This window comes from Providencia sp. PROV188 (assembly GCF_027595165.1).
Classification (GTDB): Bacteria; Pseudomonadota; Gammaproteobacteria; order Enterobacterales; family Enterobacteriaceae; genus Providencia; species Providencia lanzhouensis.
The window spans coordinates 1761525-1777039 of record NZ_CP097291.1; the positions used below are offsets into that span (position 1 = coordinate 1761525).

The window sequence follows — 15515 nt, forward strand, 5'->3', positions numbered from 1 at the left end:
AGTTACAACATACTAATGGTTTTTACCATGCCTACATTAACAACTGAGTTGTCTGCAATATATTTGCCTTGCTAGCGTGGTTTGGGGCTTATCGTTTTTTGAATTTCTGTATTGGTGAATAGTCATTCAAAAACTACATCACCAAAAGGATGATAATTGTAAAAAGCGAGGAGGTTGGTCAGGGGAAAAGAAGATAATACAAAGCGAGCTAAATTCAATACGTTAAATTTAGCTCGCGACTAAAGAGCGGGATTAAGCTAATAGGGAATATAACGCTGGCACTGAGGCTATTGCAATTCCAAATGCTAAGATTTTCTCTATTAACTTCAGTGGGGCTTTTGCTGTTTGCTGTGAACGGGCATACAGAAAAATAATGATCCCCGGCGCATACAGCACTACAGAGAGCATTAAGTTAATCAATCCAGATGCGTACAACAGCCATAATCCATAGACAGCAGCAACAAAACCAACCGCGAGCAGGGCTTTGCTATGACGTTGATAAGCAACTTTGACTAAAAAGGCACCGACTAAAAAGTAAGGAACCAAAATCATCTCTGAAGCGATAGTCAGCAGAGTATTGTAGTTACTGCCACTTAACCAAATTAGCACTAATGATAGTTGAACTGCACCGTTGGTGAACCATAACGAGGAAGATGGTGCATCATTCTTATTTAATTTATTGAAAATTTTAGGGAATGATTGGTATTGTGCGGCAATATACGGAACTTCAGCGGCCATAATTGTCCAGCTCAAATACGCGCCACAAACAGAGATAATCAAACCTGCGGCAATAATGATGTCACCGCTAGAGCCAATTAAAGAGACCATTAAAGTCGCCATCGACGGGTTTTTAATCTCAGCCAGATCGGCACGAGGCATGATCCCAAGAGATAGTAGGGTGACAAGAATATAGATAATTAATGCGGAGCTTACCGCAAAAATGGTAGCTAGACCGACATCTCGGCGGTTTTTCGCCCGAGCGGAGACGACGACTGCCCCTTCAATACCAATAAAGACCCACAGAGTGATCAGCATGGTGTCTTTTACTTGTTCCCAAACGGGAATGCCAAGGTCAATACCGCTAAAATCGGCATCAAAAATATCGAGCTTGAAGGCAAAGAATGCGAGTACGATAAATAACCCAAGAGGGACTAATTTCGCCATCGTGGCGAGTTTGTTGATCCCCGCCGCAGTTTGCACACCGCGAAGAACTAAGTAATGCACAACCCACAGTAAGATAGATTCACCGATTAGAGCTTGCCAAGTATTACCATCGCCAAACACAATGTTATCCGGTGTATCGGTGAAGAAGCTGATCGCGGCAAAGACAATCACTAAATAGGAAACGTTGGCGACAACAGCACACAACCAATAGCCCCATGCAGAACAAAAGCCAATAAACTCACCAAATCCTACTTTTGCATAAGTAAATATTCCGCCATCCAGGTCAGGACGAATTCTGGAAAGGAGTAAAAGAGAGAATGCAAGAAATAAGATCCCTACGCCCGTGATGGACCAGCCGATGATTAATGCTAATGGGCTTGCCACTTCAGCCATATTTTGAGGAAGGCTAAATACACCAGCACCAACCATTGAGCTAAGAACTAGCGCGGTGAGTGCAGTAAGGCTTAATGTATTTTTCAATGTATATCCTGGTTGTTGTGCAATCAAAAGTTAAAATCACGTTAAGATAGCAATGCTATAAATGGATTCACTGTCACAGCTTTTAAATCCAGTTGGATCACCTGCTAAATTAGAGTGTGGATTCTACGAATGAAATGCGCCAGATGCAATGGGAAAATATGCACAGAACAAGATGTTTTATTCACTTTCGCTATTTATGGTAAATAGGCTCACATTTTATAAAGTGCTAATTTGAGCTGTTCAGGAATAGGTATCAGGAAGTAGGGCAATGCAAACAAAAAAAGCCAGCTTAATATTTAAGCTGGCTTTCATAATAAAGTAGAGCTATCGACTATTTGAACAGGTCTGCACTGATGGTGACGCTGCCACCATTCGACTGCCATTCACGAGTGATATGGTAGTATTTTGCACCTTTAGCTTCTGCACGTTTGGCGATTTGATAACGAACTTCTGGGGTATTAGTGTAATAACCGGAGAAAGTAATGGAATCAAATGGAACCATCATGGCTGCTGCTGTTTTGTTCACTTCTTCAATGACATAACCACTTGGTAATGTCACGCTAGTACGACCCGGTTGGCTTGAGGACGTTTCGAAGAAACGACCAACAGCTTCGGTTGGTTCTTCTGAGCTTGCAACGCCAGGGATCAGAACTTTATCAGCAGCTTCACCACCCTGCGCTAATAACGCACGACCCGCCTCTGAATCAGCAGGAACAACTGCTTCTTCTTTTTGAATTTGGCGCTTAGGTGCATCTTTCTTATAGATATATGCGGTTGCTAAAGTGTTACCACCGTCATTCATGGCTACGTTGCGAACCACATAAAATGAGGCTGCATCTTTTTCTTTGGCTTTTTTCGCGATTGCTTCGTATAAGTCCGGTTCAGATGGGTAGAAACCACTTACAGTGACGGCATCAAAAGGCTGATACACTTTTGCGTCCGCTTTAGACATTTCTTCAACACCACCGAAAACTCGGCGAGCAGATTCTTCACGTTTTGATGCATCTTTTGCGTACACATCAGCAACAACACGCATGTTGCCACTGTCACCTATATCATCAAGGCTTTGAATGTAAAAGGCATAAGCCCCCATCTTATCAGCCCTACGGGAAACTGCATCGGATGCTTCATAGATAGCATTAAAACGCCCAGTGACGGTTATACGCTCATAAGGTTGTAATTCGGTAGCCTGTTTTGGCGTTAATTCAACAGCCGCCTGTGTAGCGGTTATACTAGTTAATGATAGCACCGCGGCTGCGATGACCGTAGTTTTCAGCTTCATACAAAATCCTTCCGCCTTGCGCAATTTATTATAAACATGCTGAATAATAGTTGTAACACATGGCGGTGATTATTACACGTAACTGCCCATGTTGTCGCACTATTTTATTTTTATAAGACACAAATAATGATTGACTAGTCAAATTTACCAGTTTTTTTAAAGTATCCAGTATTTTATTGACCTAAAACTAAGATTTCCACGGTGAATTCCATTTACTGTCTTAGAATCGTGATCAATTATGGATCAATAAGGCTAATTTCAGTAGGTTATTAGAACATTTTACATCTGTTCAACGACAAAATAGGACTTTTCCTTTTGATAAGGCAGTCATTTTTTTGGCGAATAACCTACAACATAGATTACTTCGAGCTTTAAAAAGGGAATATTATGCGAATTGGTATACCAAGAGAACGACTTGCCAATGAAGCGCGTGTTGCCGCTACACCATCAACAGTCACCCAATTGTTAAAATTGGGTTTTTCGGTGTGTGTTGAGCAAAATGCGGGACATTTAGCAAGTTTTGATGATGCAGCTTATGAGCAAGCTGGTGCAGAAATTGTCTCTCGTGAGAGCGCATTTTCTGCGGATATTGTGTTTAAAGTGAATGCACCATTGTCGGACGAAATTCCTTTATTAAAAGAAGGGGCGACTTTAGTCAGCTTTATTTGGCCGGCGCAGAACCCTGAGTTAATGGAGGCATTAAAAGCCCGTAATATCAACGTAATGGCAATGGATGCAGTGCCGCGTATCTCTAGGGCGCAATCGCTTGATGCATTGAGCTCAATGGCAAATATCGCTGGTTACCGCGCGATTGTGGAAGCAGCTCATGAGTTTGGACGCTTCTTCACCGGACAAATTACTGCTGCTGGTAAAGTACCGCCAGCAAAAGTGATGATCATCGGTGCGGGTGTGGCGGGCCTGGCTGCGATAGGTGCAGCAGGTAGCTTAGGCGCAATTGTTCGCGCATTTGATACTCGCCCTGAAGTGAAAGAGCAAGTTCAAAGTATGGGTGCTGAGTTCCTCGAATTAGATTTTAAAGAGGATGCGGGGAGTGGAGATGGTTACGCGAAAGTGATGTCTGAAGCCTTTATTAAGGCAGAAATGGCGCTATTTGCTGCACAAGCAAAAGACGTGGATATCATTGTAACGACAGCGCTTATTCCGGGTAAACCTGCGCCAAAATTGATCACCAAAGAGATGGTTGAATCAATGAAGCCAGGAAGTGTGGTGGTTGATCTTGCTGCACAAACGGGCGGTAACTGTGAGCTGACTCAAGCGGATAAATTGGTTGTCACCGATAATGGTGTCAAAATCATCGGTTACACCGATTTACCAAGCCGTTTACCAACGCAATCATCTCAGCTATATGGTACTAACCTTGTTAACTTGATGAAGTTGTTATGCAAAGAAAAAGATGGCGAAATCACGATTGATTTTGATGATTTAGTCATTCGCGGCGTTACGGTTATCAAGCAAGGCGAAATCACCTGGCCAGCACCGCCAATTCAAGTTTCAGCTCAGCCACAAGCGAAGCCGAAAGCCGTTGAAAAGGTGAAAGCGCCAGAGAAAAAGATGTCACCGGTAACCAAAATGGCGCTGATGGCACTGGCTATCATCTTGTTTGGATGGTTCGCCAACTCAGCTCCAGCCGAGTTTTTATCGCACTTTACCGTCTTTGCGTTGGCTTGTGTGGTGGGATACTACGTGGTGTGGAACGTCACCCATGCGCTGCATACCCCGTTGATGTCGGTCACTAACGCCATCTCAGGGATTATTGTTGTTGGTGCATTGCTGCAAATTGGCAGCGGTGGCTGGGTAAGTTTCTTATCCTTTATTGCGATCTTGATCGCAAGCATCAATATTTTCGGTGGGTTCACAGTAACTCAACGTATGTTAAAAATGTTTCGTAAGGGATAAGGAGTAACTTATGTTGTCAAGTGGAGTTGTGACAGCAGCCTACATCGTTGCTGCTATCCTATTTATTTTCAGCCTTGCGGGGCTATCTCGCCATGAAAGTTCTCAACGAGGGAACACATACGGCATTATCGGTATGGGGATTGCCCTGATTGCAACCATCTTAGGACCTCATAGCGCGAATGTGGGTTGGATGATTGTGGCAATGGTGATCGGTGCCGTAATTGGTATTCGTTTAGCCAAAAAAGTTGAAATGACCGAAATGCCTGAGCTGGTTGCTATTTTGCACAGCTTTGTGGGTTTGGCAGCGGTACTTGTGGGCTTCAACAGCTTTATTGCAAGTGAAGGTCATGCCAGTAGCGTGATGGAAAATATTCATTTAACGGAAGTTTTCTTGGGCATTTTCATCGGTGCGGTCACGTTTACAGGCTCAATTGTGGCTTATGGCAAACTGTCAGGAAAAATGTCATCGAAGCCGATGATGCTACCAAATCGCCATAAGCTTAACCTTGCAGCCTTAGTCGTTTCATTTATTTTGCTGGTTATTTTCGTTAAAACTGACAGCGTTGGCTTACAAGTGTTTGTCATGTTGATCATGACCGCGATTGCATTAGCCTTCGGTTGGCATTTAGTTGCCTCTATCGGTGGTGCAGATATGCCAGTGGTTGTTTCCATGCTGAACTCATATTCAGGATGGGCAGCGGCAGCGGCAGGTTTCATGCTCAGTAATGACTTACTTATCGTGACAGGGGCCTTAGTTGGTTCATCGGGTGCTATCCTTTCTTATATCATGTGTAAAGCAATGAACCGTTCGTTTATCAGTGTTATTGCTGGCGGGTTTGGTACTGATGGTTCATCAACAGGTTCTGAAGAAGAGATGGGCGAATACCGCGAAACGACAGCGGAAGAAGTGGCTGAAATGTTGAAAAACTCCACTTCAGTGATCATCACTCCGGGCTATGGTCTGGCGGTAGCTCAGGCGCAGTATCCGGTGCATGATATTACGGCAAAACTGCGTGAACGTGGTATCAATGTTCGTTTCGGTATTCACCCAGTTGCAGGGCGCTTACCGGGGCACATGAACGTACTGTTAGCGGAAGCGAAAGTTCCTTATGACATCGTATTAGAAATGGATGAAATCAATGATGATTTCGCCGAAACAGATACGGTGCTGGTTATCGGCGCGAATGATACCGTGAACCCAGCGGCACAAGAGGATCCAAACAGCCCAATTGCGGGTATGCCTGTGTTAGAAGTTTGGAAAGCAAATAATGTCGTTGTGTTTAAGCGCTCAATGAATACAGGGTATGCAGGGGTACAAAACCCACTGTTCTTTAAAGAAAATACTCAAATGTTATTTGGTGATGCGAAAGCCAGCGTGGATGCAATTTTAAAAGCGCTGTAATTGCTTATCATTGACAATATAAAATAAAACGCCCTGAATTCAGGGCGTTTTTATATCTGAATATTTTGTTTTTTATTATTAATCGAATCATGAGTAATTAAGAATGGTCATTAGAAAGATAATAGCACAACCACCAGACTGGATGCGACGAACAACTCTTTTTTCTGGGATCATATTAAATGCTCAATCAGGTTAAAATTATTGATATGAGTCAATTTTAGCATAAGATAATTGATCAGGTAAGGGCTATATAAGACAGAAACGAGTTATTAAATAAAAAAGCAAAGAATGCTAAATTTACCAATCTAATAGATTCAGCAGATCATGCTAATTTACGGGATATTCGCAATTTCATGATTTGACATATATTAAATACATAAATTTAATATATAAAAAGAGGGACAAAAAACTTAATAAAAACACGTTTTATTTTACGTCATTTATTAGCATTAAATTAACACAAGAATAAACAGAAAAATATCATTTTTTCCTATTAACTTATAAAAAGAGGTCATAATGAATAACAATTTGATGTCGTTGCCCCCATTAATGACAGCTGTCGACATTATTGATCCAAGCGTTTCGGATGAACTGCAGCTAATAGAAATTCCGCTCCCTAAACTCCTTCCTGGTCATTTAATCGTTAAAGTGGAAGCCTCAGGTGTTAACCGTCCTGACATTTTCCAACGCAAAGGCTCATACCCACCACCGCCAGATGCTTCACCAATCATGGGACTTGAGGTATCAGGTACAGTTGTGGCTAAAGCTGATGATGTAACAACGTGGGCGATAGGCGACCGAATTTGTGCACTTGTAGCAGGTGGTGGTTACGCAGAGTACTGCTTAGTGCATCAGGATATTGCTTTGCCATTAGGAAATTTATCCTTTGAAGAAGGGGCTGCTATCCCAGAAAACTTTTTTACTGTTTGGGCGAATATGTTCCAGATTGGGCAGTTGAAAAAAGGGGAAACAGTACTTATTCATGGTGGTACCTCGGGTATTGGTAGTGTCGCCATCATGTTAGCAAAAGCCTTTGGTGCCACGGTGATAACGACGGTTGGCTCAGAAGATAAAGCGATAGCGGCGAAATCACTTGGTGCGGATTGTGTGATTAATTACCGAACAGACGATTTTGTTAAAGTGACTCAGGAGTATACAAATCATCATGGTGTGAATATGGTCGTCGATATTATTGGTGGAGACTATGTCAGTAAAAATTACGTAGTAGCCGCAAAATTTGGACGGATTATCCAAATTGGCATGATGAAAGGAAACCCAACTCAGCTGAACATGATGCCAATGATGGTAAAACGTTTAACTCACACTGGATCGACAATGCGCTCTCGAAGTAATGAAGAGAAAGCGCAAATCGCAAAAGAGCTGCATCAGCAAGTTTGGGGAATGTTACAGAATGGTAAGATAAAACCAATAATTAACAAAATATATACATTGTGTCAGGTGGAACGTGCACATCACCATATGGAGTCAGGGGATTTGATTGGTAAAATTATTTTAGTAAACAGGTAGCTACGACCTAACTATTTTTTAATCTTTATATAATTAGATAATAATTACGTAGGGTATTATTTGTTATTTATAACAAATAATTTACATTATCAAGTCTTTTGAGCGTAAATATCTCTTTACAGATGATTAATTTTTGAATTTTTGTGCCTGTCCACAAATCCGAACAAAATTAAGATGAGTTTGTTAATGTTTTAATGAAGATGGATTATATCTATAGACAAGTTGGCTCATTAACGGCTTGTCTACTACTGAATATAGGTTAAGGATATAAGTCTAGTCATATCATTAACAAGTTGTCATTCGACACAGACATCCCCCCGTTATTGCACTTTCCAATGATAATGAGTTGAGTAACTTAATGCAGCTGGTGCCAGCCAGCTGTAGTTTGAAGGTGTAGTGATAATGAATAATTTTAAAAATAAAAGCATGAACGTAGATGCATTGTTCCTCGGACCTAAATCTGAAAATGCGGTATTTTTCAGAGAAATGATGGAATATGCAGTGACTGAGCATATGCATTGGCGTTCTGGTTATCATCCTGAAGATCCCGATTTAATTACTACCGTCGATAGATATGCACCGGAATATCGGGATACGTTATATCGCACTGAAGGTATCCTTAATCAGCTTTCCTCAAAGTTAAAAACTACGTCAGTGCCTTGGTTTTCACCGCGTTACATGGGGCATATGAACGCGGATACTTTGATGATCTCCAATCTCGCGTATGTCATGGCTATGATGTACAACCCAAATAACTGCGCACAAGAATCTTCACCGACAACGACGGTATTAGAAATCGAAGCGGGGTTAGATTTATGCGGTATGTTTGGGTATGACGTGCAAAAATCTTGGGGGCACATTACCTCGGGTGGCACAGTAGCTAACTACGAAGGGTTATGGGTCGCGAGAAACATTAAAACCTTACCTTTAGCCATGGCATCCCACCCTCAAGCCAAACAACTCTTAACGGATGTTTCAGAAAACGCGTTACTGAATATGCGTACCAGTGATGTATTGGATCTGATTGATGAGTTGAAAAAGCAAGGGTTGTTTGAAGAAATTCGCAATCTGACCTGCCGAGGCACCGGTGTTGAACAAGGTAAACTCGGTAAATTGTTAGTGCCGCAATCCAAGCATTATTCGTGGATGAAAGCGATGGATATCTTAGGGTTAGGGCAGCAAAACATTGTTCAACTTCCCGTTGATAAACGTTATCGCACGGATGTTTCGCAAATGCGTGACATTGTTTTCTCATTGATTGAAAAAGGCGAGCCTATTCTTGCAGTGGTCGCTGTTGTAGGTACCACTGAAACAGGTGCTATTGATAACGTCGCTGAAGTCATTAAATTACGCGAGGAATGTGAGCAACGCTTTGGCGTTTCATTCTATGTGCATATTGATGCGGCGTATGCAGGTTATGCCTGTGCAATGTTCCGTGATGAAAACAACCAATTCCTTGAATATGATGCGCTTATTGCTCGTTACCATGACGAAGGTGTTTTCCCGCCAGATATCGTTTGGCCAAAGCCTGATGTTTATCAGAGTTTCCGAGCTTTAAACCAAGCTGACTCCATCACAGTCGATCCGCATAAAGTCGGTTTTATCCCTTATGCTGCTGGGGCGATTTGTATGAAGGACAAACGCATTGTCGATTTGATTTCCTATCATGCTGCCTATGTGTTTGAAGAAGTGAAAGAAAGTAGTCGTAAAACCGATAAACAACAGAATGTATTACTGGGTTCATCGATTATGGAAGGCTCAAAAGCTGGTGCGACGGCAGCGGCGGTATGGGCTGCACATCGGTTAGTTCCGCTGAACTTATTGGGGTATGGCAAAGTCATTGCGGCTGGGGTAACAACCGCCAATTGGATGATTGAAAAAATCAATGCCAGCGAGCCGTTTGTGATTGATGGGCGTGAGTTTACATTGGCAGCGATGCCTGCACCAGATTTCCACATGATCAACTTTATGTTCAGGGAAACGGGAAACACCTCACTAGAGAAACAAAACCAGTTAAATAAACGTTTGTATGAACTCTGCTCTTATGCAGCAGGACGCACTTATGCAAATGATTTTTTAACGTCGTCAACATCACTAACCCATGAAGAGTACGGTGATAATCCTCAGAATCTGTGTCTAGAGGCGAATTTCAAGGAAGAGGAATGGCACAAAGTCCATTCAATTTATGTATTAAGGGCCGCAATTATGACCCATTGCCTGCGTGATAAACAGCACTTCGATAACTACTGGAATGAATTAAGAAACATCTTTGAAGACAAACTACAACAGCTCATTGATGAAGAAAATAAACGTAATCATTCCATTCAAAAAGTTAGTGTTTAATTAATTTTGTTAGGATCTCAATATGAAAAATCGCACACTTGGTAGTGTTTTTATTGTTGCAGGTACTACGATCGGCGCTGGAATGTTGGCAATGCCAATTGCAGCGGGAAGTAATGGGTTTTCAGTTAGTTTGGTGATGTTGTTTGGTCTGTGGGCGCTAATGTGCTACACCGCATTATTGCTGGTAGAAGTTTACCAGCATGAATCCCATGAAACAGGGATAGGTAGCGTTGCTCAGCGCTATTTAGGCTCGAGTGGGAAGTTCATCACGGGTTTTAGTATGATGTTTTTAATGTATGCCTTAACCGCCGCCTATGTGACGGGAGCAGGGCAAATCATTACCTCCAATCTGAAAGGTAGTTTTGCCATTGAAATGGCAGACTGGATGGGCATTGTCGTCTTTACCATCATTGGTGGTGGGGTTGTTTGCTTTGGTACCTCATCCGTCGATTTTATTAACCGCATCTTGTTTACCGCGAAAATCGTCTTTTTAGTGATCATTCTGGCAATGATGTTCCCGCATGTGGAACAGTTAAATTTACTATCAGCACCAACCGATAAAATTTTGATCCTCGCGGCTATCCCAGTCTTCTTTACCTCATTTGGTTTCCACGGAAGTGTGCCAAGTGTTGTGAAATATATGGGCGGTGATGTCAAAAAACTGCGAATTATCTTTGTGTTAGGAAGTGCGATTCCGCTAGTTGCTTACATTTTATGGCAAATCGCTACACTGGGCAGTATTAGCACGAATACCTTTGTGGGTATTTTAGCTGAGAATTCTGGGTTAAATGGACTATTGGAAGCCATTAAAACAGTTGCGCAGTCAGGTAAAACTGAATTCGTCGCGCAAATGTTTATGAGCCTTGCATTAGCCACATCATTCCTTGGGGTTGCGTTAGGCTTGTTTGACTTCTTAGCTGACTTGTTTAAGCGCCAAGATAATGCATCTGGGCGTATCCAAACCGGGCTGATTACCTTTTTACCTCCGCTTGTTTTCGCATTGTTTTACCCGAAAGGTTTCGTGATGGCGTTGGGTTATGCGGCAATCGCGCTGTCTATCTTAGCGTTATTACTGCCAAGTGCGATGGCTCTGAAATCTCGCCATGTTAACCCTCGCAAATACCAAGTACTTGGTGGTAAGCCAGCATTAGTGATTGTGTTCCTGTGTGGTATCGCAGTTATCGGCATCCAGCTCGGTATTGTCTTCAAAGTTCTGCCGGATATTGGCTAACACTAACGAGTTATTGTTTTGATTTAGAAAGCCAGTTCTCTCGCAGAACTGGCTTTTTTCATTTACTTGGATCACTAAAAACACTTTTTGTACTCTAAGACGCTAATTTTCTCGCTATCATAATGATAATAGTTATCATTAGCACGTAATGATAAAAACAGATATATCTAATTCTGGCATTATTCAGAAAACCGATTATGATATTAGATATATCGGTTTTTATTTTTTGCACATTTACTGAGAGACCAAATGGACAATCCAAAAACCCTCGATACATGTCTATGTGGGGGTAAAAGTGTTCGGCGCATGTTTAATCCAAAACAGCTGCGTATTTATATTTTGCATTTACTCGTAGATGGCGCGAATTATGGTTATGAACTGATAAAAAAAATCAGTGAGGAAACAGCTGGATTTTATTGCCCAAGCCCTGGCGTGATTTATCCGACACTGACATTACTGGAAGAACTGAATTTTATTTCAACCAGTAAAGAAACGGGTAAAGGGCGTAAATGCTTTGCTATCACGCCGGAAGGCCGCTGCTTTTTACTTTTGAAAGCGGACATTCTGGCTGAAGTTAAAATGAAGCTAAATTATGCGCAAGAGCTGAAAGCGGGTAACCAATTTGCCAATGAAATTGAGTTAGCGGTAGATAAATTCAAATCATTACTCCGGCATAAAATTGTATTACAGCAGTTATCAAAGCAAGAATCGGCTCAAGTGGTGGATATTATCAACCAAGCCGTAAAACGAATTGAGCAAGTGAATGAGGCGCTATTAGTTTCTGAAAATAACGTAGTCTCGGAAAATAACGCCGTTTTAGAGAAGAACGCAGTAGAAGGAAAATAACATGGCAAAAACCCGTCATATTATCCAAGTTAAAGAGCAAATTCATATGAAAGAGACCATGCAGCCAGAACAAGTGATGCAGCCGGAAGAAAATAAGCAAACTGAGCCAAAAGAAGAACAGGCAGATTCCGTGCCGAAGAGTAAGGTTAAATTTAAAGAGGTAGTTTGTCCTAGTGTGCCAATGTCATACTTTAAGCGAGCAAAAAAACAGAAATATTAAGTTAGATGTAACACAGGTGGCAAAACAGTTATTCATAAAATGAGAGTAAATAGGGTGATTGACCCCATTTCACCGATAAGGATTTGCGTTACTTTATTAATAATTATTTTGTCACGGTATTATTTTATCACGGTATTGTTTTGTTATTGAAGCAATGAAAAGCCCCTAGTGCACGTTGGCATCTAGGGGCTTTATTATTTTAGATCTCTAGCAAAGTTTGAATTCGCTTCATTTCCTCAATCCACTGTTGCTGAAGAAGAGGCTTCTGATGCGCAACTTTACGTTGTTTATCTGCTGCTAACTTTTCTTCCAGCTCCAACAGCTGCTCAAGTAGGTCATCTTCATGAGAATGAGGCATGACCCCTTGTGTATTTTCAGAAATTAAACGGGTTTGGCTCTCTTCCAACTCGTTCTCTGAGAAGGCGGATTGTTTCTCTATCTTCTGGTAAATTTCTTCCAGATCCAGATACTCTTCCAAGCGATTATTATGAATATACCAATAACGCTGGCAACTATTTTCAATTAACCATTTATCATGACTAACGACTAACAGCGCCCCTTCGAATTGGGAAATTTGCTCACTCAGCGCTTCCTTACCTTCAAGATCAAGGTGGTTTGTCGGTTCATCCAGCAAAATTAGCGCATATTGCGCCAAACTTAGCCCAATAAATAACAAACGCGCTCGTTCACCACCACTTAGCGTTGCCACTTTTTGCTGATGGCGAGAATAGGCAAATCCTGCACTGATCAGCGCCATTTTTCGCTGTTCATCGGTGATAGGGGCAAAATGCCGCAATGCATCGATTAAACTATCATGGTCATTCAACTGAGTTAATTGCTGATCGTAATAACCTACTGAAATCGTTGGATGGAACTTTAACTGTGTTTCATAACGCAGGTCAGCAAGGTATTGCTGCCAAATCAAACGCAGTAGCGTGGACTTTCCGCAGCCATTGGCACCCATAATGGCAATTCGGTCACCGCTTTTCACTTGCGAAAAGGGGACTGAAAACAGAAATTGTCCATCCGGCGTGGTGACTTGTGTATTATCTAACTCAAGTACTCGATCCGCAGGTATCGCTTTTCCATTCAGTAACAATTGCCATTGATAGCCTTCAGTGAGGTCTGTTTGATCCTCTTTTAAACGATCTATCTGTTTTTCCATTTGCTTCGCTTTTCGAGCAAGCCCTTCATTGTCATAAACTTTGCCCCAAATCGCTAACCGCTTGGCACTTGAAGCAATACGGTCAATTTCCTTTTGCTCGGCGTTAAAGCGATGCTCATCGGCGCGGTCGGTTTCTGCTAATGCTGGGCGTGCTTGGCTGCATGGAAGCCGATAAAAATGCAGAGTTTTATCTCGCAAAATCCACGTACTGTTTGTCACCTTATCCAACAAAGATTGGTCATGAGAAACCAACACAAAGCTACCTTTCCAACTTTGAAGGAAATTCCCTAACCAAATAAGGGTAGGTAAATCCAAATGGTTACTCGGTTCATCTAACAGCAATAAATCAGGCTGGCTGATTAACGCACGCCCTAACAGTAAACGCGTATGTTGACCGCCACTAATGGCATTTGCCGATTGCTCCCACTGATGAGGTGCAAACCCTAATTCCGTTAATAACACTTCTGCTCGCCAACGTTCAGAAACATGTTCTTGCGTGGGCAGTTTTTGCAGTAGCGCATCTATCAAGGTTAATGGGGCGACTTCCGCAGGAAGATGCTGCTCGATATACGCAGTCACACAATGATTGGAATAGGTAATTTGCCCGCTATTTGGCGATAACTGAGAGGTCAAAAGCTTCAATAAGGTACTTTTGCCGCTACCATTGTGACCAATCAAACCAATACGGTCACCTTGAAGTAAAGTGAAGCTGATATCAGACAGTAATGAGGTGGTGGAGGTATCGTAGTTTAATGATTTTACAGATAATAATGTGCTCATAGCTTACTCAATTTCTAGGCGTAAAAACGCCGGGTATCGTCGATACGACAACCCAGTAAGCTGAGAAAAGACTCTTTAGCTGCTTTGCTCAGGCAGGGTTATCGCAGTGTAACACTGTGAAAGCCTGAGCTCTGGCGATTACCAAAGAAGTGTGAGTATTCAATAAGATCACACAACAGCATAAGATTAGCCTCCTTTTTTATTTTCAATATTTCGGTTGAACAATGGGGTGGATGATAGCAAAGAAGGGGATTTTAGAGCAATAGACCCATTCATTCTGTTTATCTGTTGTTGCGAATTATTGGTATAAATCATTCTTATAATGGCGTTGCTTTGATGAATAAAACTGCTGAGCGTTAGGGTTTAGCGCCATCGATGGTTAAAATTGAGCCTCAAACAACAAGAGAGATAATAATGGATATACAAATTAGAACGGCAACCCGTGAAGATGCCCCGCTGATTTTAGACATGATTATTGAGTTAGCCGTCTATGAAAAAGCGCGTCATGAAGTAAAAGCCAGTGTTGCTGATATTGAAAACTCATTGTTCGCACCAGACTCCAAAACCGAAGCGTTACTGTGTTACGTTGACGGTAAACCGGCGGGTTATGCCGTATTTTTTACCAGTTATTCAACATGGTTAGGCAATAATGGGATTTATTTAGAAGATTTGTACGTTTCACCCGAGTGCCGTGGCGCGGGGGCAGGAAAAAAACTCCTCAAGCACATTGCTCAATTGGCTTTTGAACGCCAGTGCCAGCGCTTAGAGTGGAGCGTATTAGATTGGAATCAGCCAGCCATTGATTTTTACCAAAGCATCGGTGCACAACCACAAGACGAATGGGTTCGATATCGCATGGATGCTGAAACAATTGCGAAGTTTGCCAATTAATTTGCTAGTAAAGCAATATTAACTGCTAAAAAAACATTAACGCTTAAATAATATTTTCATCACCATGTCAAAGCCAGCAAATAACGTTGCTGGCTTTATTGTTACTTTTTTATATTCCTATCTACACTTGAAACAATCTCTTTTTTCGAGAGGGTGACTTTTTTGTGATACATAACGATTTAACCTAAGCTAAATTCTGATAAAGTTATAATAAATAATAAGATAGCATCGCAAAATGGCTGTTATATAGACTTTGTCCGTTATAAA

The 15515-nt window shown here is 41.7% G+C and carries 11 protein-coding genes; 8 read left to right on the plus strand and 3 right to left on the minus strand.

Annotated features, from left to right (window positions below):
* Positions 1-252: 252 nt before the first annotated feature.
* Both M5X66_RS07990 and ydgH read right to left on the minus strand, forming a co-directional pair.
* Positions 253-1644: an amino acid permease gene (locus tag M5X66_RS07990; protein WP_036948151.1), complete on the minus strand. Its 1392-nt coding sequence runs from the start codon at positions 1642-1644 to the stop codon at positions 253-255.
* 331 nt (positions 1645-1975) lie between these two features.
* Positions 1976-2926 carry a DUF1471 family protein YdgH gene (gene ydgH, locus M5X66_RS07995; protein WP_036948148.1) on the minus strand — a complete coding sequence of 317 codons (951 nt, stop codon included), beginning with the start codon at positions 2924-2926 and terminating at the stop codon, positions 1976-1978.
* 387 nt (positions 2927-3313) lie between these two features.
* On the opposite strand from ydgH, the gene pntA reads away from it, so the two are divergent.
* The 7 genes from pntA (at position 3314) to M5X66_RS08030 (ending at position 12412) form a co-directional block, all read left to right on the plus strand.
* Entirely contained in the window at positions 3314-4843 is a 1530-nt protein-coding gene (gene pntA, locus M5X66_RS08000; protein WP_154599294.1) for a Re/Si-specific NAD(P)(+) transhydrogenase subunit alpha, read from the plus strand.
* Between the two features lie 13 nt (positions 4844-4856).
* Positions 4857-6245 (plus strand): Re/Si-specific NAD(P)(+) transhydrogenase subunit beta, encoded by a 1389-nt coding sequence (gene pntB, locus M5X66_RS08005; RefSeq protein ID WP_036948336.1) that lies wholly within the window; start codon positions 4857-4859, stop codon positions 6243-6245.
* Positions 6246-6761: 516 nt separating this feature from the next.
* Positions 6762-7772, plus strand: coding sequence for an NAD(P)H-quinone oxidoreductase (locus M5X66_RS08010; protein ID WP_080675593.1), 1011 nt, complete (start codon positions 6762-6764; stop codon positions 7770-7772).
* Positions 7773-8174: 402 nt separating this feature from the next.
* Positions 8175-10115 carry a pyridoxal phosphate-dependent decarboxylase family protein gene (locus tag M5X66_RS08015; protein WP_036948139.1) on the plus strand — a complete coding sequence of 647 codons (1941 nt, stop codon included), beginning with the start codon at positions 8175-8177 and terminating at the stop codon, positions 10113-10115.
* An 82-nt stretch (positions 10116-10197) separates the two neighbouring features.
* Complete coding sequence (gene tyrP, locus M5X66_RS08020; protein ID WP_270104027.1) at positions 10198-11346, plus strand: tyrosine transporter TyrP; 1149 nt, start codon at positions 10198-10200, stop codon at positions 11344-11346.
* Positions 11347-11595: 249 nt separating this feature from the next.
* Entirely contained in the window at positions 11596-12192 is a 597-nt protein-coding gene (locus tag M5X66_RS08025; protein ID WP_051422547.1) for a PadR family transcriptional regulator, read from the plus strand.
* Position 12193: 1 nt separating this feature from the next.
* Positions 12194-12412, plus strand: coding sequence for a hypothetical protein (locus tag M5X66_RS08030; protein WP_036948133.1), 219 nt, complete (start codon positions 12194-12196; stop codon positions 12410-12412).
* Positions 12413-12611: 199 nt separating this feature from the next.
* Here the strand turns inward: M5X66_RS08030 and M5X66_RS08035 are convergent, their stop codons facing one another.
* Positions 12612-14357 carry an ABC-F family ATP-binding cassette domain-containing protein gene (locus M5X66_RS08035; RefSeq protein WP_270103993.1) on the minus strand — a complete coding sequence of 582 codons (1746 nt, stop codon included), beginning with the start codon at positions 14355-14357 and terminating at the stop codon, positions 12612-12614.
* Positions 14358-14771: 414 nt separating this feature from the next.
* On the opposite strand from M5X66_RS08035, the gene M5X66_RS08040 reads away from it, so the two are divergent.
* Positions 14772-15248 carry a GNAT family N-acetyltransferase gene (locus M5X66_RS08040; RefSeq protein ID WP_036948127.1) on the plus strand — a complete coding sequence of 159 codons (477 nt, stop codon included), beginning with the start codon at positions 14772-14774 and terminating at the stop codon, positions 15246-15248.
* Positions 15249-15515 lie beyond the last annotated feature (267 nt).